The sequence below is a fragment of the Kurthia sp. YJT4 genome, from assembly GCF_030219945.1.
Classification (GTDB): Bacteria; Bacillota; Bacilli; order Bacillales_A; family Planococcaceae; genus Kurthia; species Kurthia gibsonii.
Genome location: NZ_CP126689.1, coordinates 903,028 through 926,375, shown reverse-complemented (window position 1 = coordinate 926,375; position 23,348 = coordinate 903,028). Strand labels below are relative to the sequence as shown.

The 23,348-nt window shown below is 36.6% G+C and carries 25 protein-coding genes; 6 read left to right on the top strand and 19 right to left on the bottom strand.

Annotation, left to right across the window (positions count from 1 at the left end):
* Positions 1-64: 64 nt before the first annotated feature.
* Genes ccsB through QN089_RS04390 form a run of 6 tightly spaced genes read right to left on the bottom strand, consistent with a single transcriptional unit; the run spans position 65 to position 5,598 of the window.
* Positions 65-1,252 carry a c-type cytochrome biogenesis protein CcsB gene (gene ccsB / locus QN089_RS04415; protein ID WP_285216045.1) on the bottom strand — a complete coding sequence of 396 codons (1,188 nt, stop codon included), beginning with the start codon at positions 1,250-1,252 and terminating at the stop codon, positions 65-67.
* Positions 1,249-2,889: a cytochrome c biogenesis protein ResB gene (gene resB, locus QN089_RS04410; RefSeq protein ID WP_285216044.1), complete on the bottom strand. Its 1,641-nt coding sequence runs from the start codon at positions 2,887-2,889 to the stop codon at positions 1,249-1,251. The genes ccsB and resB overlap by 4 nt, the downstream gene beginning before the upstream one ends.
* 19 nt (positions 2,890-2,908) lie before the next feature.
* A complete protein-coding gene (resA, locus tag QN089_RS04405; protein ID WP_068454513.1) occupies positions 2,909-3,439 on the bottom strand; it encodes a thiol-disulfide oxidoreductase ResA in 531 nt (176 codons plus the stop codon).
* Positions 3,440-3,473: 34 nt separating this feature from the next.
* On the bottom strand, positions 3,474-4,205 hold the full coding sequence (locus QN089_RS04400) for a pseudouridine synthase (protein ID WP_068454516.1): 732 nt from the start codon (positions 4,203-4,205) through the stop codon (positions 3,474-3,476).
* A gap of 42 nt (positions 4,206-4,247) precedes the next feature.
* Complete coding sequence (gene scpB, locus QN089_RS04395; RefSeq protein WP_068454519.1) at positions 4,248-4,847, bottom strand: SMC-Scp complex subunit ScpB; 600 nt, start codon at positions 4,845-4,847, stop codon at positions 4,248-4,250.
* A complete protein-coding gene (locus QN089_RS04390) occupies positions 4,819-5,598 on the bottom strand; it encodes a segregation/condensation protein A (protein ID WP_285216043.1) in 780 nt (259 codons plus the stop codon). Before QN089_RS04390 ends, scpB begins: the two co-directional genes overlap by 29 nt.
* 54 nt (positions 5,599-5,652) lie before the next feature.
* Between QN089_RS04390 and QN089_RS04385 the strand changes: the two genes are divergently transcribed.
* Positions 5,653-6,156: a DUF309 domain-containing protein gene (locus tag QN089_RS04385; protein ID WP_068454526.1), complete on the top strand. Its 504-nt coding sequence runs from the start codon at positions 5,653-5,655 to the stop codon at positions 6,154-6,156.
* Between the two features lie 19 nt (positions 6,157-6,175).
* On the opposite strand, the gene QN089_RS04380 is transcribed toward QN089_RS04385, so the two are convergent.
* The 7 genes from QN089_RS04380 to QN089_RS04350 form a co-directional block, all read right to left on the bottom strand.
* Positions 6,176-6,547: a GNAT family N-acetyltransferase gene (locus QN089_RS04380; RefSeq protein ID WP_068454530.1), complete on the bottom strand. Its 372-nt coding sequence runs from the start codon at positions 6,545-6,547 to the stop codon at positions 6,176-6,178.
* A gap of 105 nt (positions 6,548-6,652) precedes the next feature.
* Complete coding sequence (lysA, locus tag QN089_RS04375) at positions 6,653-7,966, bottom strand: diaminopimelate decarboxylase (RefSeq protein WP_285216042.1); 1,314 nt, start codon at positions 7,964-7,966, stop codon at positions 6,653-6,655.
* Between the two features lie 180 nt (positions 7,967-8,146).
* Entirely contained in the window at positions 8,147-9,469 is a 1,323-nt protein-coding gene (locus QN089_RS04370) for a thymidine phosphorylase (protein ID WP_285216041.1), read from the bottom strand.
* A 16-nt stretch (positions 9,470-9,485) separates the two neighbouring features.
* The gene (gene deoB / locus QN089_RS04365; protein ID WP_068454535.1) at positions 9,486-10,682 is read right to left on the bottom strand and encodes a phosphopentomutase; all 1,197 of its coding nucleotides are present in this window, start codon (positions 10,680-10,682) and stop codon (positions 9,486-9,488) included.
* Between the two features lie 123 nt (positions 10,683-10,805).
* On the bottom strand, positions 10,806-11,711 hold the full coding sequence (gene xerD, locus QN089_RS04360) for a site-specific tyrosine recombinase XerD (protein WP_285216040.1): 906 nt from the start codon (positions 11,709-11,711) through the stop codon (positions 10,806-10,808).
* A 117-nt stretch (positions 11,712-11,828) separates the two neighbouring features.
* Positions 11,829-12,296: a ferric iron uptake transcriptional regulator gene (fur, locus tag QN089_RS04355; protein WP_068454541.1), complete on the bottom strand. Its 468-nt coding sequence runs from the start codon at positions 12,294-12,296 to the stop codon at positions 11,829-11,831.
* A 198-nt stretch (positions 12,297-12,494) separates the two neighbouring features.
* Complete coding sequence (locus QN089_RS04350; RefSeq protein WP_285216039.1) at positions 12,495-13,049, bottom strand: NUDIX domain-containing protein; 555 nt, start codon at positions 13,047-13,049, stop codon at positions 12,495-12,497.
* Between the two features lie 76 nt (positions 13,050-13,125).
* Here QN089_RS04350 and QN089_RS04345 point away from each other — a divergent pair, with 76 nt between their 5' ends.
* Positions 13,126-14,028: an aldo/keto reductase gene (locus QN089_RS04345; protein WP_068454545.1), complete on the top strand. Its 903-nt coding sequence runs from the start codon at positions 13,126-13,128 to the stop codon at positions 14,026-14,028.
* A gap of 130 nt (positions 14,029-14,158) precedes the next feature.
* Here QN089_RS04345 and QN089_RS04340 read toward each other — a convergent pair whose 3' ends face one another.
* Complete coding sequence (locus tag QN089_RS04340) at positions 14,159-14,407, bottom strand: YqkE family protein (RefSeq protein WP_068454547.1); 249 nt, start codon at positions 14,405-14,407, stop codon at positions 14,159-14,161.
* A gap of 120 nt (positions 14,408-14,527) precedes the next feature.
* Between QN089_RS04340 and QN089_RS04335 the strand changes: the two genes are divergently transcribed.
* Entirely contained in the window at positions 14,528-15,514 is a 987-nt protein-coding gene (locus QN089_RS04335) for an alpha/beta hydrolase (protein ID WP_285216038.1), read from the top strand.
* 61 nt (positions 15,515-15,575) lie between these two features.
* Here QN089_RS04335 and QN089_RS04330 read toward each other — a convergent pair whose 3' ends face one another.
* The 5 genes from QN089_RS04330 to yneA form a co-directional block, all read right to left on the bottom strand.
* Positions 15,576-15,815: a YneF family protein gene (locus tag QN089_RS04330; RefSeq protein ID WP_068454549.1), complete on the bottom strand. Its 240-nt coding sequence runs from the start codon at positions 15,813-15,815 to the stop codon at positions 15,576-15,578.
* Between the two features lie 191 nt (positions 15,816-16,006).
* Positions 16,007-18,004: a transketolase gene (gene tkt / locus QN089_RS04325; protein WP_087680127.1), complete on the bottom strand. Its 1,998-nt coding sequence runs from the start codon at positions 18,002-18,004 to the stop codon at positions 16,007-16,009.
* Between the two features lie 159 nt (positions 18,005-18,163).
* Positions 18,164-18,400: a DUF896 domain-containing protein gene (locus tag QN089_RS04320; protein ID WP_285216037.1), complete on the bottom strand. Its 237-nt coding sequence runs from the start codon at positions 18,398-18,400 to the stop codon at positions 18,164-18,166.
* Positions 18,401-18,540: 140 nt separating this feature from the next.
* Positions 18,541-19,200, bottom strand: coding sequence for a YneB family resolvase-like protein (locus QN089_RS04315; protein WP_068454555.1), 660 nt, complete (start codon positions 19,198-19,200; stop codon positions 18,541-18,543).
* Positions 19,200-19,502, bottom strand: a complete 303-nt coding sequence (yneA, locus tag QN089_RS04310) for a cell division suppressor protein YneA (protein ID WP_068454557.1) — start codon at positions 19,500-19,502, stop codon at positions 19,200-19,202. Before yneA ends, QN089_RS04315 begins: the two co-directional genes overlap by 1 nt.
* 160 nt (positions 19,503-19,662) lie before the next feature.
* Between yneA and lexA the strand changes: the two genes are divergently transcribed.
* From lexA to QN089_RS04295, 3 genes are all read left to right on the top strand, one after another.
* A complete protein-coding gene (lexA, locus tag QN089_RS04305; protein WP_231727006.1) occupies positions 19,663-20,310 on the top strand; it encodes a transcriptional repressor LexA in 648 nt (215 codons plus the stop codon).
* A 306-nt stretch (positions 20,311-20,616) separates the two neighbouring features.
* Positions 20,617-22,389 carry a bifunctional metallophosphatase/5'-nucleotidase gene (locus tag QN089_RS04300; RefSeq protein ID WP_231726949.1) on the top strand — a complete coding sequence of 591 codons (1,773 nt, stop codon included), beginning with the start codon at positions 20,617-20,619 and terminating at the stop codon, positions 22,387-22,389.
* A gap of 203 nt (positions 22,390-22,592) precedes the next feature.
* Positions 22,593-23,297 (top strand): DUF4309 domain-containing protein, encoded by a 705-nt coding sequence (locus QN089_RS04295; protein WP_285216036.1) that lies wholly within the window; start codon positions 22,593-22,595, stop codon positions 23,295-23,297.
* The last annotated feature ends 51 nt before the right edge of the window (positions 23,298-23,348 follow it).

Sequence of the window (23,348 nt, the reverse complement as noted above, 5' to 3'; positions counted from 1 at the left end):
TTTTCGAGTAAAAAAAGAGCAGCTTCTCTCCTCTCGAAGCGAATACTACTCTCTTTTATTTTTACTATTCTGCGTATGAATGCAAGCCTGCAATAATTAAATTCACTGCGACAAAGTTAAACATAATAATTGCAAAACCAATCACAGCTAACCAAGCCGATTTTTTTCCTTCCCACCCTTTTGATAGACGAAGGTGTAAGAAAGCCGCATAGAACAACCATGTAATGAGCGCCCAAACTTCTTTTGGATCCCACGCCCAGAAACGCGTCCATGCCTCTTGTGCCCAAATCATCGCAAAGACAAGTGCACCTAGCGTGAAAACAGGGAATCCGATTAATACAGCTCGGTAGCCGATTTCATCCATCAGCGTAATATTCGTCTGTTTCACAAGTGGTTGTACGACTTGCGCCAAAGGTTTTCGGCAGAATAAACGCAATAATCCATATAAAATCGTACCGACAATAAATGACCAAACGACGGTTGTTAACTTTTTCGCATTAATGCTAGCGGGCATATCGATGAGTGGTTTCATGTGCTCAGGCGTTAATGCCTTACTTTCATGCATACCGAATAGTGGTGGTGTGTTATACGTAATTTCCGCTTGTTGTTGCTCTTTGTCGATATAACTAAACTTCGCCTCATAGTGCATACTACTAAAAGTTGCGGTTACAACAACAAAACCAATCACGACTACTAAACTATACATCACAACTTCTAACCAGAAGCGCTCCTTACCTGGCTTTTTAAATGATACTGTTTTAAGTAAGTAAACGAGACCTGCTACAGCACTCATCGCTAAGATAGCTTCGCCAATTACCGTCGTAATAACATGAATAGTTAACCAATATGATTTTAATGCTGGAATCAGTGGTGTCACATCACTTGGGAACATACTTGCAAATGCGATGAGTAGCACCGCAATTGATAGAGCTACGATACCAAGTGTTGCTAAACGGTACATCCAATACATAATTAAAAACGCACCAACAATAAACATACCAAAGGCTGTAGCGAATTCGAACATATTACTAACAGGCGCATGTTCTGCATAAACCCAACGTGTAATAAAATACCCTACATTGCTTATAAACCCCATGATCGTCACAACTATCGCAGCATTACCCCAATGTTTATTTGAGGTAGAAACATCGCGTTGTTTATGGCGAATCGCACCACCAAATAATAAAATAGCAAGTAAATAAGCGATGAAAGCGATTAATAGTAATGTCCCACTAAGATCTAATAGATTCATTGTTTCTCTCTCTCCTCTAGCTGATCATGATAGTCTGTTAAATGCGCAGATGTGCATACTTCACTTACGTCTTTTTTCATGCTAAACCAATTTTTATTCGTATGCGCTGCAAGTAACACACGACCATCTTCTGTTCGTTGCAACCAGATACGACGATGACTCCAATAAGAACCCATTGTTACACCAATCATAAAAATAATACCTCCGACTAACAAAATCGGTAATGTTTTATCTTTTCGAACGGTTAGATTCGAAGCATCTCGCGTTTCAACAGATTGGAACTTCATTTTATATGTCGTTTCTCCAAATGGCTCTAATGTTTGGCGAATTGCTACAAAACTTGTTTCACCCTTTGGCTGTTCAGGTGTTACCATCTTAAAAATAAAAGCTGGATTGTTTGGAATAGATGAAGCTGTTTGAGGTTCACCATCTTTAAATTCCGTAAAATCTGGATAGTATTTTTGTAGTTCTACTTTTGTTTGTTTGTTAATTACATATTCTTTTTTCGGGTTACGTAAATCAATCGTAATTTGTCCTAAAGATTTTTCACTTGTTTTATTAACTAAATCAAACGTCATCGTCTTCAATTCATCTTGTTTGAAGTCTGTTTGATATAGAGCAAAACCATCATATTTTAATGGTTTGTTTACTTGAATGCTATATTGACCGATTTTTTGTAAATCGGCTGTATCACCAGCTAAAGGTGTACCATCTTCTTTATACAAGGTCACATCTGTCTGATAGTTTTTAGCGCGTGTATTAATCGCTTGTTCTACTCGCTCAGAATCTTGTCCTTTTAAATCTTTTTCATCATATGTTTCTAAAATAAATTGATTATTTTTTATGTAATAACCTTCTACACCTGGAATGGCCGTTGTTTCACCTTCACGCACCCAGAGGCTTTCATCTACATAAAAACCAGGCATCAAGCGTAACATGACACCTGTTATGAAAATAATTAACCCAACATGATTGATATACGGTCCAAAACGAGAAAAACGTCCTTTTTCAGCCAGTAATGCATCTTGTTCTCTTCTGACATGATAGCGCATTGATTTTAGCGTTTGCTCTGCTAATTCAAATGTTTCAACAGCTTGCTTTTCATCTTGTACTGTTTCCGATACAAGGCGCTGACGCTTCATAAACGATGCATGGCGACGCACACGTTGGTGTTTTAGAGCTTTATAAAGTGGAATACCACGATCAAGACTAGCGATAATAATCGAGACAGCTAACATCCCGACAATTGTTTGGAACCACCAAGAAGCATAAATATTTGAAAATCCTAATACATAATAGATTTTACCGAAAAAACCATACTTTTCTTCATAAACATCGATTGTTTCCATACCTGGTGGGACGGATACAAACATGATTTGCGGTAAAAATGTACCAATGGCAGCAAGAACGAGCGTAATAACGATGAGCGATACGCCTACTTTGACGCTTGAAAAGAAATTCCAAATTCGATCTATAAAAGATGTTTTATACGTTTTAGAACGAATGGCTGTTCCATCATAACGCATATCAACAACCTTTTTTTCTTCATCTTCTTTTGTTAGCGGTCTACCGCACTGTGCACAGAGATGTGTCCCTTCTGGATTTTCATAACCACACGCACACACAATTTTTTTCATATTTAGAAAACTCCCTTATTTAAGGTTGAATGCTCTCCATATACTGTTTAAATTCTTTTTCTGTAATTCCATATGTTAGAATGCGCTTAATTTTCCCCTTAGAATCAATTAAAAATGTAGCGGGTAATTGGTCTACATTGTACGCACGCATAACGGATTTTGTCTGATCAATCGTCATTGGAAAATCCAGTCCATAAGAAGACACAAAATCACGTACTTCAAAATCAGATTGCGCAATATTAATACTAATTACTTGGACGCCCTTATCTTCAAATGCTTTATACGCTTCATTTAAAGCAGGCATTTCTTTTTTACACGGCGGACACCACGTTCCCCAAAAATTCAGAAGAACGCCCTGCCCTTTATAATCAGACAGTTGATGTTTTTTCCCGTTTAAATCTGTTAATACGAAGTTTGGTGCTTGGTCGCCTTCTTTGACGACTTTTTTTGAACCACCCGTAGCGGTGACATACACTGTATAACCAATTGCTGCTACGAGGACGGCTAAAATAATGGAACGAATGAATAATCTTTTTCTCTTTCGTTGCATTTATTCCATTACCTCCTTATAGACGAATTGATGATTACCCGATTTTACCTGTTTCAGCTAACACGCGAAGTTGCTTTACTTCATGTGCTGTTAATTCACGTGATTCCCCTGCATTTAGACCAATTGGTGTTAAGAATGCAAATTCTTCACGCTTTAATTTACTTACAGGGTGCCCTACTGCTTCAAACATACGACGAACTTGACGGTTACGTCCTTCGTGGATTGTAATTGCAACAATTGATTTATCTAATTTTACATCTGAAGAAATAACACGTACGCGAGCAGGAGCTGTTTTCCCATCTTCTAGCATCACGCCTTTTTCTAATTGGCGAATTTCTTCGCGACGTAAAACACCTTTAATTTTTGCTACATATGTCTTATCAATGTTATAACGAGGGTGCGTTAATTTATTCGCAAAATCCCCATCATTCGTTAATAACAGAACACCCGATGTATCGTAATCTAGACGACCGACTGGGAAGATACGTTCTTCTACTTCTGGGAATAAATCGACAACTGTTTTACGACCACGATCATCTGATACAGCTGAGATGACACCACGTGGTTTATATAGTAAATAATATACTTTTTTCTCTGATTCGATTTTTACGTTTTCAACTTCTACTTGGTCTGAGCTTGTCACTTTTGTACCTAGTTCACGTACAACGACACCGTTCACTTTTACTTTACCTTCTAAAATTAGTTGTTCTGCTTTTCTTCTTGATGCAACACCTGCGTGTGCAATTACTTTTTGTAGTCTTTCCATTCTATTCACCTCATAGGAATTCATCCTGATTTTGTTTATATTTTATGATTGATTTTCTTCTTCTAAAAAAGCTTCTTGGAATTTTGACATGAATAAATCTTGTCCATCTTCCGGTAATTGATCTTGTTCTTCTAAAGGAGGTAATTCCTCTATATTTTTTAGACCAAAGTAATTTAGGAACTCTTTCGTCGTACCATATAAAATGGCGCGACCTGTTCCCTCGACACGACCTACTTCTTGAATAAGTCCTTTTTGATTAAGCGTGTGCAGTGCACGTTCACACTTTACACCACGTAATTCTTCTACTTCAACGCGAGGAATGGGCTGTTTATAAGCAACAATCGCTAACACTTCGAGCGCTGCTTGCGAAAGTGATTGTGCTGGTGGATTTTCAACCAACTTTTCAATCACTTCGACATTTTCAAGCTTCGATACGAGTTGATATGTACCTGCAATCTCTTTTAATGTAATTCCTCTTGAAGCATCTAATTCATATTGATTCATCATGAATTGAAGTGCTTCTGTTAATTCTTGTTCTGTCGACTCTGTTAATTGGCTTAGTTGTGAAATAGTTAAGCCATCTTCACCAATGACAAAGAGAAGACTTTCAATTTTACTCATCAATGGATTCGAATGTTGCATCATCGACATCTCCTTCTTTTAAAATGACAAATAGTTGTTCAAAATTTTGTTGTTGTTCCACCATGACCATTTGACGCTTCATTAATTCAAGTAGTGATAAAAACGTTAAAACAAGCGTCGGTTTATCATCTGATTCAAATAAATCATAAAAATCAAGCGGTTGTTTTGCTTGTTTTAGTCGTTCCACAATCGACTGCATTTGTTGTCGAATCGATACACCTTGTTTAGCTACTCGTGTACTTAGTGGTGCTTTTAAACGTTTTCGACGTAACATTTTTTGAAAAGCCGCGACTAAATCATAAACGTTCACACTTGTATCAAATAATTGCATCTGTTCATCTTGCATATAGTCGGATAGGTCACTTGGTGGACGTGTATAAATTTGAACGCGTTCTTCTTCTTTTTCTTTTAATTTTAAAGCAGCTTCTTTATATTTGCGATATTCAATCAGTTTTGCCACTAATTCGTCACGAGGATCCGTAAAATCATCGTCGATATCAATCTCATCGAGTTCACCTTCATGAACAGGTAAGAGCATTTTACTTTTAATTTCAAGTAATGTCGCTGCCATTACTAAATATTCACTTGCTTCATTTAATTCAAGTACTTGCATTGCACGAATATGTTCCATATACTGAGCTGTAATCTCACGCATTGGAATATCATATATATCAATTTCCAAACGATGAATTAAGTGTAATAATAAATCGAGAGGTCCTTCAAAGACCTCTACTTTCACTTCATAAGACATATGATAACCACCTAACATTCATATCAAATTTAGTATAGAGGAAAGGTGAATAAAATGCACCCGATGAACCATCCTGCATTCGTCCAATTTCTCACATATTTCAACGGGAATCAAGATTTTTTTGAATGCCATGAAGTATTAGAAGATTATTGGAAGGAGATTGCAGAAAGAGAGCGTAAACATCCACTTGTAGGTTATATTCAACTTGCGACGGGTTTATATCATTGGCGCCGAGGAAATAGCCGCGGTGCGAAAACGTTATTGGTACGAAGTCATGCGTTATTGCATGCAGCACGAACTACGCCTTTCGCTGAAAAAATCGACTATGATGACTTGCTACATCAAATTGAACAGACAAGACTTGCTATTACTGAAGGTGCTCGTTTTGAAACTTTTTCAATTGGTATAACCGATCATCTATTAAAAGAAATGGTTCAAAATGAGATAGAACAGCTTCCTGTAATTGACCCAGACTATTTACTGAATAAACACTGCTTACGTGACCGAACAGAAGTCATTGAAGCGCGTGAGTTGGCACTCGCTACAAAACAACGCTAAACATGAAAAGAAGCAGACATTATACGTGAATGTCTGCTTCTTCTTTTGTATGAAGACATTTTTCGATAAATGGCTTAGTCAATTGACAAGCACTTACACGACAAGTAGGATTTTGCTCTGCTAACTCTTGTACCATCGTTGTCCCAATTCCTTCTCCTCTATGAGAAGGGTCAACTGAGATATGACGGACAATCAATTCTGTATCGAATCGTTCCACACCGATTAAACCAATATAGTCGGCATCTAGCTTATACAAATATAATTCCCAATCTTGTTCGGTATCATACTTTTGAATCGTTTGTTGCAGTACTTTTAAATCTTTTTCATCTGGCATAAAAGAAAGTAGCCCCATTGCGATTTTTTCGTATGTTTTTTTATATCGATTTAACATAGATTATAATCCCTCTTTTTTTAAACCTAAACTATATACTTGGCTATACTACACGAAATTTTACTATCCCGCAACTTTTTTGCCATTTTTTAGGATAAAACAGAATTATTCACCTAGCGTGAATGGTAAATCTAATTTCACTAAATCTTCCATTGTTTCTCTTTTTACAACTAATTGATGTTGGCCATTTTCAACGAAAACAACTGCTGGACGCGGCATACGATTATAATTACTTGCCATCGCATAACCATAAGCACCTGTACAGAATGTCGCAAGTAAATCATGTGCTTCTGCTTTTGGTAATGTTAAATCTTCGATAATTTTATCGCCTGATTCACATAACTTTCCTGCAATTGTATAAACCGTATCTGCTTTTTCATTCATCTTATTTGCAAGTACACCTTCATATTTTGCATCATATAATGCTGGACGAATGTTATCACTCATGCCACCATCGATTGCGATATAGTTGCGTACATCTGGTACTACTTTACTTGAACCAATTGTGTAAAGTGTCGTTCCAGCATCTCCTACTAATGAACGACCTGGTTCGATCCAAATTTCAGGTAAAGCGACTTCGTGTGCCGCTGCTTCTTTTTTCACAGCTTGAATCATATCATCTACATAAACAGCTGGCTCAAGAGGTGCATCTTCTTCTGTGTAACGAATACCGAATCCACCACCAAGATTTAATACTGTCGCTTTGAATCCTGTTGTTTTTTCCCACTCAGCCATTTTCGCTACTACTTTTTGTGCAGCTAAGCTAAATGCTTCTGTTTCAAAGATTTGCGAGCCAATATGACAGTGCATGCCTTTTAATTGAAGGAAGTCATGTTGATAAAGCTGTTGAAAAGCTTCATCTGCTTGACCATTACTTAAGTCAAATCCGAATTTCGAATCAGCTTGACCTGTTGTAATAAAATCATGTGTATGTGCTTCAACACCTGGTGTTACACGAATTAATACATCCATCTTCTGTTGCTTTACTGTTGCTAATTCTTTTAATTGTTCAATTTCATAGAAGTTATCAATGACGATACAACCGATTTTTGAATCGAATGCTTGATGTAATTCCTCTAGTGATTTGTTATTGCCATGGAAATGGATTTTAGCACTTGGGAATCCAGCTTTTAAAGCTGTATATAGTTCTCCACCTGACACGACATCCACCGATAAACCTTCCTGTGCAGCCACTTGATAAATCGCTACTGATGAGAAAGCTTTTGAAGCATAGGCTACCTGTGCTTTCACACCTGCTTTTTCAAATGTATCTACAAAACCACGCGCACGTTCTCTAAATAGCGCTAGATCGTATACAAATTGTGGTGTTCCGTATGTAGCGGCTAGTTCTGTTGTATCGACTCCCCCAATTGTTAAATGCCCTTTTTCATTTACTGCTTGTGTGCCATATAAATGCATGTCAAATCCCCCTGAACCCGCCATTGTGTGAATGGTCGGAATTTTCTTTATTAAAAACTTTATCATAGGATGGGGAATTGTGCCAATCATTGTTTTTCTATGAAAACGTTTTTATTTTAAAATTCTTCTTAAAAGACAAAAAAACATCTTGAGATTTTTTAAACCTCAAGATGTTTTCAATTATTGACTTAAATCTTTACTTTTCAAAACACTTTTCGCATCAATTGCATCGACTGGCTGCTCACTATACGTGATTGCCTGTTGTGCACGCACTGCAAATGCTTCATCAATTGGTTTACTTGCATACAGTTCCATCACGACATCATCTGGCTTTACAGCGTCACCTTTTACTTTGTGTAATTCTACACCTGCAAAGTAATCGAGCTCATCTGCTTTTGTATGACGACCTGCACCTAAATCTAATGAAATTTGTCCAATTGTTTGTGCATCAATTTTTTCAATATAGCCATGCGCTTCTTTCGGCGCTTTTACAGCTACACGATATGCTGGTTCAAAGTTCAAATCAATTTCTTCATTTGAATCGTTCAAGCGCTGCGCTCTCACCATCTCTTCAAACTTCTTCACTGGTTCACCTGAATGTAGCACATCGAGTACAGCTTGCTTTGCTTCTTCATGTGTTTTCTTCGTTGCGATTTCATACATATAAGCAGATACTTCAATACTTGTATTTAAAAGATTTGGATCTGCTTCATCTGGATTTTTTAATAAATCATATGCTTCTTTTACTTCGTTTTTATTCCCAATTGCACGACCTAATGGATTATCCATTGAAGATAATACCGTCACGATTGATTTATCCGAGCCTTCTGCAATTTGAATCATAATTTTAGCTAACTCAGTTGCGACTTCTTTCGTTTTACAAAATGCACCTGAACCATACTTCACATCAAGTACCATACCATCAGCACCACTTGCTAACTTTTTACTCATGATAGAACTTGCAATCAGTGGCAGTGAATCGACTGTACCTGTCACATCACGTAATGCATAGAGCTTTTTGTCTGCTGGTACTAAGTTTTGTGTTTGTCCTGCTAACGCAAAACCAATCTCATTCACTTGATTTAAGAATTGTTCTTCTGTTAAATCAATCCTTACACCATCAATCGCTTCTAATTTATCAAGTGTGCCACCCGTAATACCAAGACCACGACCTGATAACTTCGCTACTTTCACACCTAATGCGGCAACAATCGGCGCAACAATTAGTGTCACTTTATCGCCAACGCCACCTGTTGAATGTTTATCGACTTTATAACCATTAATAGCAGATAGATCAATAATGTCACCTGAATGTAGCATCGCATTCGTTAATGCTAATGTTTCCTCAAAATCTAATCCATTGATACGAATTGCCATTAGTAAAGCAGATGCTTGATAATCTTCAATTGTATCATTGACATAACCATCAATAAAAAATTGAATATCTTCTTTTGTTAAAGGTTGATTGTTTTTCTTTTTTTCAATGACATCTAAAATATGCATATACGTCTGTCCTTCCTTATTTCAATTGGGATAAGAAACTTTCACCGTACTCTGGTAACTTCACATCAAAATTATCTGCAACTGTCGCACCAAGACTTGCAAAAGTTTGCATGTGGTCAAGCGCTTTACCTTCTTTAAAGCGTGGTGAGTACGCAATTAAAGGCACATATTCACGCGTATGGTCTGTTCCTTCAAATGTTGGATCATTCCCGTGGTCTGCTGTAATTAGTAGTAAATCATCTTCATGCATATTTTCAAATACTTCTGGTAAGCGCGCATCAAACGCTTCTAGTGCTTCACCATAACCTTGTGGGTCACGACGGTGACCAAAGTTTGCATCAAAATCTACTAAGTTGACGAATGATAGTCCGTGGAAATCACGTTTCATGACATTGACTAATTGATCCATTCCGTCCATATTACTTTTCGTACGAATCGCTTCCGTTACACCTTCACCGTTATAAATATCTGAGATTTTACCGATCGCGATGACATCAAGCCCCGCATCCTTCATCTCATTCATTACTGTACGACCGAATGGTGTTAGGGCATAGTCGTGACGATTTGCAGTACGTGTAAAGTTTCCTGGCTCGCCTACGAATGGACGCGCAATGACACGACCGACTAAGTACTCAGGGCGTTTTGTAATCTCACGTGCAATTTCACAAATTTTATATAGTTCTTCTAGCGGCACAATATCTTCATGTGCTGCAATTTGTAATACTGGATCTGCTGATGTATAAACAATCAGAGCGCCCGTCTCCATATGTTCTTTACCAAAGTCCTCAATAACTGCTGTACCACTGTATGGTTGATTACATAATACTTTACGACCTGTTTTTTCTTCTAACTCATCTAATAATTCTTGTGGGAAGCCTTCTGGATAAACTTTAAAAGGTTTGTCGATATTTAAACCCATAATCTCCCAGTGACCTGTCATTGTATCTTTTCCTACAGAGGCTTCTTGCATGCGACCATAGTAAGCTTTTGGTTTTTCAACTTCTTGAATGCCTTTAAGTGGCTCTAAGTCAATCATACGACGAATATTTGAATAGCCTAAGCTCTCCATATGTGGCATATTCAGCCCGTTCATTTCCTCTGCAATATGTCCAAGTGTATCTGCACCTACATCGTTAAAAGCAGCTGCATCTGGTGCCTCACCAATACCTACTGAGTCCATCACAATTAAATGTATACGTTTAAATGGTTTCATTTTTAGTTCCTCCTACAATCGATTTCATTACTGATTCCCGAAAAAAGTCAGTCGTTGATTGTTCTTCTTTATTTTAACAAATTTTTTAGAAAAATAAACGTCAGACATCTGACATTTTAAAATTTATGCACGCGGATGGTATTGTTTATAGACATCAGATAGACGTGTTTTACTGACATGCGTATAAATTTGTGTTGTTGAAATATCCGCATGACCTAATAATTCTTGTACAGCACGCAAATCTGCGCCATTCTCAATTAGATGAGTCGCAAATGAATGTCGTAAAATATGTGGTGTTAATTCATGCTGAATATGTGCTTTTTGTGCATAGCCTTTTAACAATTTCCATACGCCCTGCCTTGTTAATCTGTTCCCTCTCTGATTCAAAAATAACGCTTCACTTCGTCCTTTTGTACTTTCTAATTCACGTCTAGCTTGATTAATGTAAACCGTACATGTTTCAATCGCTGCTCGTCCAAGTGGAATAATACGTTCCTTTCCTCCCTTGCCAAATACACGAATGAACCCCATAGAAAGATGGACATCTTCTACATTCAACTCAATACATTCACTTATGCGCATACCTGTAGCGTATAAAAGCTCTAACATTGCGCGGTCTCTTTTACCCGCTGGCTTTTGTGTATTCGGCGCTTCCATCAATCTGTCGACTTCTTCAATTGATAGAATCTGTGGTAACTTCTGTTCTAATTTCGGCATCTCCAAATGAACTGTCGGGTCTTGTTGACAGCGTTTTTCACGCAATAAAAACTGATGGAATGAACGAATAGATGAAATATGTCGTGAAATCGTACGCGCTGTTTTCCCGCCTTCTTGCAGTACTTTTAAATGTTGTAAAATATGATACCGCTCAATTTCATCAAAAGTTGCTAATTGTTGCTTTTCAAAAATCGAATGGACATATGCCCGAATATCTTTGTCATACGATGTTAATGTATTCTGCGCAAGTTGTCTCTCTACACGTAAAAAGTGTATGTATTCTTCTACTGCATCTCGTACTTCTGGATTCATCGTTTTCTCTCCTTCTCTATTCAAGATAGAAAAAAGGCTGTCCACATCAGTTTAAGCGCGCAGTTTAGAATCAAGTAATTGATTTAAGCTGCTTTTTAAACTTTAGGGACAACCCTTCTAGTTTTGGTCATTTGGTGATTGATCTTTTTTACTTGAACAACGCCAGCAAATCCCGTGGAATGTTAAACGGTGGTCTTTCACTTGGAAATTCCAACGCTTTTCAACAATTGCTTCCACATCTTCTAATAAATCTTCTTGGATTTCATCGACTGCACCACACTCGATACATACAAGATGGTGGTGGAAATGTGCAGCACCTTCTTGGCGTAAATCGTAGCGTGATACACCATCACCAAAATTAATTTTATCGACAATTTTTAATTCTGTTAACAACTCTAGTGTACGATACACTGTTGCTAAACCAATCTCTGGCGCTTTTTCTTTTACTAATAAATAGACATCTTCAGCACTCAGATGATCTTCTTCGTTCTCTAGTAGTACGCGCACTGTCGCCTCACGTTGTGGCGTCAGTTTATAGCTCGCACCATGCAATTGCTTCTTTATTCGATCTATACGGCTTTCCATAGTGACGCCCTCCTAAACTATTCACATTATACCAAAACCCATGTTTGATTGACAACAAATAGTGGAATTTAAATGGAATGACTATCTTTTTATAATAATTATTATTAAATAACAAGTCAATTGAGAATATTGTTCACAGCAACTATGATAAACATATTTTCTCAAAAAGAAAACCTTTTTTACTTCATCTATACAAATTTATTTGTTTACCGACATATTTTGACGCATCCACATCACAGCAATGACTGTTTTCGCATCATAAATTCGACCATCTTGCATCATTTCTTCTGCTTCTTCTAAAGAAATCTCCATTAATTCAACAAATTCATCTTCATCTGGACTTGCCGGTTGCTCGATTTTATATAAGTCTTTTGCAATATAAAGGTGAATGACTTCATCTGCAAAGCCTGGTGATGTTGCAATCGTTTGAAGATACGTAAAGTCATGCGCGCCATACCCAGTTTCTTCTTCTAATTCTCGAACTGCTGTTATGGCTGGTTCTTCACCCGGCTCTAGTTTACCAGCTGGAATTTCAACAATACTACGCTCTAAAGGCTTGCGATATTGTTCAACAACAATTAAACGACCATCTGCTGTAATTGGAATAATACCTACTGCTCCAGGATGTTTCACTAATTCGCGCGTTCCATTTTTTCCATTTGGCAGACGTACTTGATCTTTTTTTACATCAATAATGCGTCCTTCATAAATTGTTTCAGATGAAATCGTTACTTCTTCAAATTTTTTGTTCATCTTATTCACTCCATGCTTTTAAGATTGATTATTTTTCCACTTACATTGTACCATTAAGTATGAGGAGGCGTTATATATGGAGTATAGAAACTTAGGTCCAAGTGATTTACGCGTGTCAGAATTAAGTTTAGGTTGCATGTCACTACCGATGGAATTACAAGAGGCGCGTAATATCATTGACGCAGCAGTAGACGCTGGCATTAACTTTTTTGATACAGCAGACTTATATAATCATGGACGTAACGAAATTATTGTAGGAGATATTTTACGTAAAAAACGCCAAGATGTTATCATTTCAACAAAGGTCGGAAACGTATGGGATGCTTCTGGTGACAGCTGGCATTGGGATGCGTCAAAAAAATATATCATGGAGGCCGTTAAGAAAAGCCTCGTCCGTTTAGGTACAGACTATATCGATTTATATCAGCTACATGGTGGAACATTAGAAGATAACTTCGAAGAAATTGCAGAAGCATTTGAGGATTTAAAACGTGAAGGCGTTATTCGTCAATATGGTATTTCTTCTATTCGCCCAAATGTTATTGAACAAATGGCAACAATGGGTCGTCCAAGCGCTATCATGATGCAATATAGCGCATTAGACCGTCGTCCTGAGGAATGGTTTGAGTGGATGAAAGAACGACGTATATCGGTTATTTCACGTGGTACAATTGCGAAAGGTCTTTTAACAAATGAATGGGAACAACGAATGACAGACAATGGTTTTCTAGACTATTCAAAAGAAGAATTAGCACATACACTCAAACAACTTGAACAATCTACAGATTATATGTTAAACGGTGCCATTGGCTATAATTTAAAACAAGATGTCATTGCGAGTACAGTTTTAGGTGTTAGCAGTTTGCCACAATTATATGAAATTATCGACGCTTATCATCATCCTGCTTCACAGGATGTTTTAGAACAATGGATGAACATGACAAAAGCAAATCGATACGAAGAACATCGTATGAAATAAATGTATGGCTGAAAAAATATATAAAGATTAAAAAAAACTGAAATCGCGCTGTGTCGCGGCTTCAGTTTTTTGTTTAGATTCTCTTATTTATGGGAATTGCACTGATAGTGTCTGTTTTAAAAATGTACGATTAAAATTTTGAACCTTGATCGCCGTATTGTTCTAACAATTCTTCAAAACTCATATTTTTCTCGCGTTGTTTTTTCTCAAATAGCGCTTTTGCACGACGCTCTTCTTCTTGTTCTTTTTCTTGTGCAACTAAGCTTTGTTTCGCTAACTTTAATTGACTTAAGACATCTGCATTTAATTGATCTTTTAATGTCAATCCGTCATCTGAAGTCGACTTCGGTTGAGTCATTTGTTTTTTCTTTTTCGCCATTTCTGTCACCTCGTATTTGATTTATATTTATTTTAGCAGAAAGTAAATCATTTGTAAGGTTTTGAAATGGCTATGGATTTTTTTAACATATTTAATTATGATGAACATGAGGTGATGAATTTGAAAAAGAAATGGCCTTTACTTGCTTCTGTAGTTGCAAGTGCTGCGAGCGCTTCCATCGCTGCCCTTGGCTATACCATTTCCAATCGTGTTATGTATATGAAACAAAAAGATGAGCAGTTTATCTGGAATCGCGAAGTACAATCCAATCGGCTTGATGAAGACTGGTTTACACATGTAGCTAAAGAAAGTTTCATTGTACAATCACCAAATGGTTACCCCATTACATGCCATAAGATTCAGAGTACGACAAGTCTTAATACAATCATTATTTTACACGGAGTAACTGAAACACATATCAATTCCTTAAAATACGCACAAGTATTTGCTCGTCTCGGTTATAATATTATTGTTTACGATCAACGGCGCCACGGAAAAACAGATGGCAAAACGACAAGTTATGGCTTTTATGAAAAGTATGATTTACAAGCTGTTGTAGAAGCTGTTCGTTCACAGATGACACATGATGCGCTGTTAGGAATTCAAGGTGAATCAATGGGTGCTGCTACAACTCTTCAATATGGTGGATTAGATGATACATTATTTGATTTTATTATTGCAGATTGCGCATTCTCAACATTTGAAAAACAACTCCACCATGTACTCATGCGCGATACACCGATTAAAACTGCTTACGCGGTAAAATTAGCTGACTTCTTTATTCAAAAACGTGATGGTTATACACTGCGTGAAGTCGCACCGATTGAAGTTGTTCAAAAGATTTCAAAACCGATTTTATATATTCATAGTTTAGAAGATACGTATATTCCACATACAATGTCAGAAGCGTTACATGCGGCAAAACCTGAAAATACACGACTTGTGTTATTCGAAAAAGGTGAGCATGCGCAATCATTTAATGAACAACCTTTTGATTATGAAAAAGAAATTATTAAATTTTTAGTAGACTTTCATATTAGTTATTTACCACAAGATTATCAATTCCCACAGAAGAAACGTCGCACACGTATTATTCAACCTGCATAACATACAAAAAGTGAGACCTACTAATGAGACCTCACTTTTTTGGTTTATCTTAACGAATAAATTATTTCTTCTTTTTATCCATTTTATCTGTTGCTTTACTCATTTGGCTCATCACTTGGCGAACCTGTTTCTCAGATGGTTTGCGTCCCATTTGAGTCATCATCATACGAAGCATATCTTCGTTGATTGGCGGGTTTTCTTTTAAATACTTCATCATGTATTGGCGTGCGATGAAAAATCCACCCACAAGACCAACGATTAACGCAAGGATGATGAATGTAATGGCAAGACCTGTACTCACTTGTGTTCCTCCTCTATTTTCACATACGAGATAATACTCTCCATGAAGGATTATACAATAAAAAACATAGCCTATCTACATTTGTCGTAGATTTCATGAAAAATTAATTAATTATGCTACATATGAGAAATCGTTTGTTGAATAAAAAAACCCCGAAACGTCAAACATTTCGGGATTTTATTGTGTACGGATTAATTAAATAATGCTTTCACTTTCGCAACAACATTTTCAACTGTGAAACCGTATTTTTCAATCACTGTATCTCCAGGTGCACTTGCGCCGAATGTATCGATTGCAAGAACATCACCTTCGAAACCAGTATATTTATGCCAACCGAATGATGAAGCCATTTCGATTGCAAGTCGTTTTGTTACTGCTTTTGGTAATACAGATTCTTTGTATGCAGCATCTTGCTCATCAAAGCGTGCTGTATCAGGCATTGAGATAACAGATACTTCAATACCTTCTTTTGCTAATACTTCTTTTGCAGCTACTGCTAGTTGCACTTCTGAACCTGTTGCGATTAATAATGCATCTGCTACTTCTTTTGAAGCTTTCGCTACAACGTAAGCACCTTTTTCAACACCTGCATGTAATACAGTTTGATCTACATCAAGAACAGGTAGGTTTTGACGTGATAAAACAAGTGCAGTTGGACGGTTTTTAGAAGTTAATGCTAACTTCCAAGCTGCTACTGATTCATTTGCATCTGCTGGACGAATTACTGATAAATTCGGCATTGCACGTAAAGCGGCTAAATGCTCGATTGGTTCGTGTGTTGGACCATCTTCACCAACAGCTACTGAGTCATGTGTGAATACATATGTTACAGGTAATCCCATTAATGCAGACAGACGAACTGCTGGACGTACATAATCAGAGAATACGAAGAACGTACCACCGAAGACGTTCAATCCACCATGAAGTGCCATACCGTTTAATGCTGCGCCCATTGCAAATTCACGTACACCAAACCAAATGTTACGACCAGCGCGGTCATGTGCTGAGAAATCACCAGCACCTTTGATTGTTGTTTTGTTTGAACCAGCTAAATCGGCACTACCACCGAAGAATGAAGGAACAGTTTTAGCAATTGCATTAATCATATCACCAGAAGATGAACGTGTCGCAACTGATTTACCTGCTTCATATACTGGGAATTCTGCATCGAAGTTTTCAGGGAATTCACCTTTGATTGCTTTCTCTAATTGAGCTGCTAATTCTGGGAATTCTACTTTATATGCTGCAAACGCATCATTCCAAGCTGCTTCTGCTTTTACACCATGTGTTTCAGCTGCTTCCTTGAATGTTTCATATACTTCTTCTGGAATTTCGAATGGCTCATATGTCCAGTCGTAATTCGCTTTTGTTAATGCAACTTCTTCTGTACCTAATGGTGCACCGTGAGAATCTGATTTACCCGATTTATTCGGTGAACCATGACCAATAATTGTTTTAATCTCAATTAATGTTGGTTTATTTGATGTTTTTGCATTTTCGATTGCTTGATTGATTGCTGCCACATCTGTACCGTCTTCTACTAATAAGTAGTTCCAACCATATGATTTATAACGTGCAGCTGTATCATCTGAGAATGATTTGTTTAAATCACCATCTAATGAAATATCGTTACTATCGTATAATACGATTAATTTTTCTAATTGTAGATGACCTGCTAATGACGCGGCTTCGGCAGAAACACCTTCCATTAAATCACCATCACCACATAACACGTATGTATAGTGATCGATAATATTGTGTTCTGGTTTGTTATATACTGCTGCCAAATGAGATTCAGCCATTGCCATACCTACTGCCATTGAAATACCTTGACCTAATGGACCTGTAGTAGCTTCTACACCGACTGTATGTCCAAATTCAGGGTGACCTGGTGTCAAAGAACCCCATTGACGGAAGTTTTTAATTTCTTCCATTGGTAAGCCGTAACCACCTAAGTGAAGTAGGCTATATAAAAGCATTGAGCCATGACCCGCTGAAAGGATAAAACGATCACGGTTGAACCATGATGGATTTTGAGGATTATGTTGTAGTTGTTTTGTCCATAGCGTGTACGCCATTGGTGCTGCGCCCATTGGTAAACCTGGGTGTCCTGAATTTGCTTTTTCAATTGCATCAATTGATAAAGTACGAATCGCATTAATTGCTAACTGATCTGCTTGTTGCGTCATTAAAGTTGACATCCTTTCTTCTATACAAAATGTATTACTATCTCTAGTTTAGTCAAGAATCGACTATAAAACAATGGTTATAATTGACGTTAGACGATTATCCATGAAAAAACGCACACAATTGTGGATTTTCGTCATAATTGTGTGCGTTTTTACTTGTTAATTTAGACGTCCGTTTGTTTTTTGCTTTTCACGAATTTTATCTGGCGTTACTTCTTCACCATTTGGATCGAAAATACGAACGTTTTCGATTGTATTACGCATTGTTTTACGGAATGTGTCTAAATATTCTTGGCGCAGTGTCGTCTGTTCTTTTGCTTCTTCAACAGTTAATGTACCTGCTTTTTTCTTTTTTGATAATTCACTAATACGCGCTAGTTTTTCTTTTGATAGCATAATTTTCATCCTTTCGACCTAGTCACTACATTAAAGGTATGAAAAATACAGCAATTTAGCAAGTATTCAGCTCAAAAATCCTGAAAAAAGCTTAAAAATAATGATTTAAAGACTTAAAAAGACATTTTAAAGAAAAAATTCTATTGATTTTGTTGTTCTTGCACATACTCTGTATAACGACGATGCACAGTTGCTTTACTCACATGAAAACCGGCAATCTTTAACGTAGCAGCTATTTCTTCATAAGTAAGCCCTTTTTTTCTTAATGCAACAATCTGGTCAAGTGGCACATCAATTCTTTCGCGTCCTTCTGGATTACCACGATTACTAATATTTAATTCTGGACGATAGCCATTTTCAACAGCACGACGCATCCCTCGTTTGATTTTTGCATTATGTATTTTGCGTTGGTACTCCTCTACAATTGCTAAAATCTCCAGTAACATCGAATCCATATCGTTTAATTTCATTTCACCATCTGATGACATAGAATAAATCGTTGTATCGTATTTTTGTAAAAGATGTAAAACAGCCATTCGACCATTCCCACGTCCAATACGTGTCTCATCTTGAATAAATAGAGCAGATTGCGGATATTGTTTTAAGAAATCTAACAATTCTAATAATCCTTCACGCTCAATATCATAACCACTATGGCGGTCTTCAAAAATACAATCTAATGTGTACCCTTTTTCTTTAGCATAGGCAGTTAATTCAATTCTTTGTCTCTCTAAAGACTGGTCTTGTGTTTCTTTTTCTGTACTTACGCGACAGTAAGCCACAGCTTTTTTTGATTTCATTATTGATCACTCGCTAATTCTATTTGTTGTAATTCATGATTGGTAATCGGTACGGTTAATTTCTCTCCCGCCATAATTTGCCCATCAACTAAATTGTTTTCATTAATAACTTGGTTCATCCATTTTTGTGGTTTCATATCTCCGCTATATTTTTGAGCTAAAGACCATAATGTATCACCTTCTGTAATTCGAATTTCAGTTACATGCGTCTTCGCTATTGTATCACGCACAACATTACCAACAAACAATAATACAACTACCGAAAAACAAATCACCATCACATTATTTTTGATCCACTTCATCTGAATTTCCCCTTCCAACTTTTTACTAGAATGTTTGTTCTCATCATAAACTCGAACACTTGTTTTTGTCAACGGTTTTTTCAGAACAATTGTTTGCATTTGATTTTCTACGATGTTATACTCAAAATACAAAATATAGTAGGAAGTTGAGGTGAAGGTTGTGAATACTGCATTGAAAAAAACAAAACTTTCAAAGCGTCAAGAAGCGATTTTAAATTTTATTAAAGATGAAGTACAAAGTAAGGGTTATCCGCCTTCTGTGCGTGAGATTGGATTGGCTGTTGGATTAGCTTCTAGTTCAACTGTACATGGGCATTTAGAACGTTTAGAAAGTAAGGGTTATATCCGTCGTGATAAAACGAAACCTCGTGCAATTGAAATTTTAAATCCTTTTGAATCGACTACGGCTACAAAACAAGGTGTGATGCATGTTCCACTTCTTGGTAAAGTAACAGCAGGTATGCCCATCACAGCAATTGAAAATATTGAAGAGTACTTCCCAATTCCACATACATATGGTACATCTGATGACCATATTTTTATGCTAGAAATTATGGGTGAGTCGATGATTGAAGCAGGTATTCTAGATGGTGACTATGTCATTGTGAAACAACAGTCTTCTGCAAATAACGGTGAGATCGTTGTGGCAATGACTGAAGACGACGAAGCAACGGTAAAACGTTTCTATAAAGAAGACGGCTATTTCCGTTTGCAACCTGAGAATTCTTCAATGGAACCAATTATTGTTCAAAATGTATCGATTTTAGGTAAAGTAGTCGGGCTATACAGAAATATTCATTCATTTTAAATACATTTCAACTAGTAAAGGATGTGTTTTTCCACATTCATTACTAGTTTTTTTATTTTGTCTAAATTTATTTTTTTACTATAGACTTCTTAATTAATCACTTGCTAGTAGATGTTCAAATGACTAACGTCTAATGTCTGACTTATTACTTTTAGATTATTTTCAATTTATACTTATTGTATTTTTATGACAATATCTAAATAATCTTTATTTTCTGTTAAATAGAATAATTCAATAATATATTGCTATTTCAGGATGTAATTCTTATATTTAAGAGGAAACAATTCTATTTTAAGGGGTGGCGAAATGATGTTTAAATCGAAGATTATTACTTCATTAAGCGTTGCTGCATTACTAACTGCCGTACCATTTTCTTTCGGTGCAGGAATCAATGCAACAGCTAAAACAACAAGTAAAAAAGTAGTAGAGAAAAAAATCCCTGTACAACTTTTAAGTATGAACGACTTACATGGTTATATTGACGGGAATAACAAAAAAGATAGTGTAGGTACGCCAGTCGGTGGGATGGCTTCTTTAGCGTATAACTTTGAGCAAGAAAAAGCTGCTTTTGCAAAAGCAAATAAGTTGAAATCAACAACTTCTAATTCACTTTCAATTCATGCTGGTGATACAGTAGGTGGCTCTCCTGCTATCTCAAGTCTTTTACAAGATGAACCAACAATGAATATTTTAAATGCAATGAATTTCTCGATTGGGGCACTTGGAAACCATGAATTCGATGAAGGTTTAGACGAATTCCAACGTATTTGGAAAGGTAAAAAACCCATCAAAGGTGTAACACAAAACTATGAATTCGTAAAAGATTATAAACAAACAACTTCTAAAATGGAGATTCTTTCAGCAAATGTAGTTGATAAAAAGACAAAAAAATTAGTTAAAGGCTTCAAACCTTATACAGTTAAAACAATCGGCGGTGTAAAAGTCGGCTTCATCGGCATTGTAACACCACGTATTAAAGAAGTCGTTTTAGCACAACATACAAAAGATATTGATGTAGTGGACCCTGGTCAAGCTGTTGCAAAATATACAAAAGAATTACGTAAACAAGGCGTAAAAGCAATCGCCGTTGTCGCTCACTCGTCTGTCGAAGTCGATAAAGAAGCAAATTCTTCTATTGAAACACAAGAAAATTCACGTTTAACAGGCGATGTAATTGATATGTTAAAAACAGCAAACAAACTTGATCCATCGAACTCAATTGATGTTGTTTTTGCTGGTCATAATCATGGCTATGCTAACGGAACGTACAAAGGTGTTCGTGTAGTTGAAGCCTATAACTATGCATCTGCTTATTCAGTTGTAACAGGTACACTAAGTTCAAAAACAAAAGACTTTATGAAGACACCAGCAGCTAAAATTAAATATAACTACACACAAACAGAAACAACAATTATGAAAAATAAAGTATCTAAAAAAGTAAATGGTATTATTCAAGAAGCAAAAGGTATTGTTGGGAAAGTGATGGACCAACCAATCGCAAATATGAATGCAGCAAAAATCTCACGTGAACGTGTAGCCTACCCACTAGGTGGCTCACCTGTAGGGAATCTTGTAACAGATGGACAGTTAGCATTTGCAAAAGCAAAAGATGCTTCAGTTGACTTTGCTTTCACAAACTCTGGTGGCGTTCGCTCTGACTTAGATGCAACTGCTTCTGGCGATTCATTTGTAATTTCACGTGGCGCTGCACAAGGCGTTCAACCTTTCGGTAACATTTTAAAAATCGTTGAATTAACAGGCGCTCAAGTTAAATCTGCAATTAATAATCAATTTACAGGTGGATATGGTTTAGAAGTTTCTGGTTTAACATACACATATAAAGATAAAGCAGTAGTTGATGTATTCGTAAATGGCGAAAAGATTGATGAAGCAAAAACATATAAAGCAGTAATCAACGACTTCTTAGTAGGTGGCGGTGACCAATTCCCTACATTTAAAGAAGCAAAAGTAATCGATGATCTTGGTTTAGATACAGATGCATTCATTCAATATATTACAAACTTAAAAACAGTAGATGCTTCTTCTGTTGTAGAACCTCGTTTAAAAGAAGTACAATAAATTTTAAAACCCGAAATTGCGTCATATAGTGCAATTTCGGGTTTTATACTTTGACCATTCCATCTCTTTATTTTATGAATATAACAAAAAGATAACAAATATTGAAACTTCTTAACAATTTTTGCTGCTATTTGTAGTAGTTGTATTCTTTTTATTTGGTATAATTTAATAGAGAATATAAACGATTAAAAGGAGGAGATTCGATGAAAACTTATACAAAACTAGCTAGTTTACTTGCAGCTTCTTCACTGCTACTTGTTGCTTGCGGAGAGCCAGAAGCAACTCCTGAAAAGGAAGTGCCGAAAACACAGGCAGCTGAAAACACGACAGCGAAAACAGAAGATGTACAAACAGAGGATGTACAAACAGAGGCTAGTAAAAAAGAAGACACTACTGTAACATCTACTTCTTCTAAAAAAATCGAAACAAAATCAAAAGACACGGTAAAACCTATCTTACGTGATTTTTTACAAAACCAATTCAAAACAGCGAAAAATGGTATGACAGAAGGTGTTCCATTTGAGAGTGGAAAATCAGTTTATGAAGACATTACAAACAAATGGGGAAAACCCGCTACAACATTCTCTAACAATACGAACTATATTGAGTACAAAAAGAAAGGCAAAGTAACCTATGCTTTTGCTATTGGACGCGGAGATCGTGTTTATGATGTGCGTACTTTCGTAGCGCCTGATTCTTCATTTAAACTATCTGATATTACATTTTCAGATATTATAGCTGTTGGTGGTAAGCCATCTTCAACAACTTATAACGGTAAAGACACGATTTTAAATTACAAAGTTGGAAAAAATACACTTAAATTTGTTGGTCCAACAAAAACAAAAAAATTACACCATATTTCAATCTTTAATCAACGTGCTTCAGAGCCAATGGGCGGACGTGGTTAATTGATTAAAAACGAGGTCTTACCGTGCGTAGACCTCGTTTTTTAATGTAAA